Below are 1,679 nucleotides of genomic sequence, written 5' to 3'. Positions count from 1 at the left end.
GACCCCAGCTACGCCGAATGCGTCGCCAACTTCCTCGGCACCATGAGCGCCACCCCCGGCGTGTGGGCGGTCTGCCACGGCTACCTCGACAGCGAAGAATACACCGTCACCCGCCGCCACAGCACCGCAACCGTCACCCGCGGCCAGCTCGTACGCATGCTCTACCGCATGGCTGGATCCCCGACCGTCAAGAACCTACCCAAGACCTCCCCCTACAAGGACGTAGCCACCACCGACCCCGACTACACCGCATACATTTGGGCGGCGGACGCGGGCATCACCTCCGGCTGGGATGACGGTCTCTTCCACCCGGACGAGTACGCCACCCGCCACACCATCGCCGCGTTCCTCTACCGCGCCGCAGGTAGCCCCGACGGTGCCGCACGCATGCGCCAGATCCGCCGCCCGCTACGTGCCGAAGCTAAGAAGGTTGAGCAGTTCAAGACCGAAAACCGCTGGGCAGCCCGCACGCTCGGCGCCTACCCCGAAGTCGACCGCGACGGTGACGGCGCAGCAGACGCGGTGGACCCCGCCAGCCCCCTGTACTTCTCCGACGCCCTGTACATGCTCAAGGCGTACAGCGATAAGGGTCTGAAGGTTGTGGGCACTCCCGTCGTTGACTAGGAGGCCGTTGACTAGGAGTAATACCGGCTAGATGCAGTGCTGATTAGATTCAGTGCTGACCAGCGCATATATTCACCGCCCGCCGGTGCGACCCAATGGGTTGCGCAGGCGGGCAGTGTGCTACATCGGGGCGCTCTTATAAGGCGGGAACGCGATACCCGCTAAGCTAGAAGGCATGAAGATTGCCACCTGGAACATCAACTCAATCCGCGCCCGCGAAAACCGCGTCGAAGACTGGCTCGACGAACACGACGTTGACGTGCTCGCCCTGCAAGAAACCAAAACCAAAGACGAAACCTTCCCCTTCGACCTCTTCGAATTCATGGGCTACGAGGTTGCGCACTTTGGCCTGAATCAGTGGAATGGCGCGGCAATCGCCTCCCGAGTCGGTCTTGAAGACGTGCAACGTGGCTTCGACAACCAGCCGCACTTCGGCAAGCCCGGTGAGCCCGAGGTGCTGGAGGCGCGCGCTATCGGTGCGACCTGCGGCGGCGTGCGCGTCTGGAGCCTCTACGTGCCCAATGGCCGCGGCCTGACCGATCCGCACATGGACTACAAGCTCCGCTGGATGGAGGCGCTGCGCCAGAACGTGCACAATGAGCTGGCTGCCAACCCGCAGTCGCAGCTCGCGCTGGTCGGTGACTGGAACGTTGCCCCCGAAGACACCGACGTGTGGGATATTGACTACTTCCTGCGTAACGAAATGACTCATGTTTCCGAGCCTGAGCGCCGCGCCTTCGCCGCCCTGCTCGAAGAGGGCATGGTGGACGTAGTACGCCCGCACACCCCGGGTGAGTACACCTACTGGGACTACCAGGCGGGCCGCTTCACCAAGGATGAGGGTATGCGCATTGACTTCCAGCTGTTCTCGCCCGCGCTCGCCGCACGCGTGGAGCGCGCCTGGATCGATAAGGTCGAGCGCGCCGGTGAAGGCGCAAGTGACCACACGCCGGTCGTGGTTGAGATTGCCGGCTAAGCCGAGCGTATAGCTTGCCGTAAAACCGCGTGCAGCAAGGAGGCGGGGGAGGGGTCCCTCGCCTCCTTGCTGTATCTGC

The 1,679-nt window shown here is 63.6% G+C and carries 2 protein-coding genes; both read left to right on the top strand.

Going from position 1 to position 1,679, the window contains the following annotated elements; genetic code table 11:
* On the top strand, nt 1–624 hold a 624-nt coding region (locus tag Q0216_RS02660), incomplete at its 5' end, for an S-layer homology domain-containing protein (RefSeq protein ID WP_298592716.1).
* Between the two features lie 175 nt (nt 625–799).
* Complete coding sequence (locus Q0216_RS02655) at nt 800–1,600, top strand: exodeoxyribonuclease III (protein WP_298592714.1); 801 nt, start codon at nt 800–802, stop codon at nt 1,598–1,600.
* Nucleotides 1,601–1,679 lie beyond the last annotated feature (79 nt).

Origin of the sequence: uncultured Rothia sp. (genome assembly GCF_937976295.1) — a bacterium.
GTDB lineage: Bacteria > Actinomycetota > Actinomycetes > Actinomycetales > Micrococcaceae > Rothia.
The sequence above is the reverse complement of the archived record's forward strand: the minus strand, read 5'-3'. Positions and strand labels throughout refer to the sequence as shown.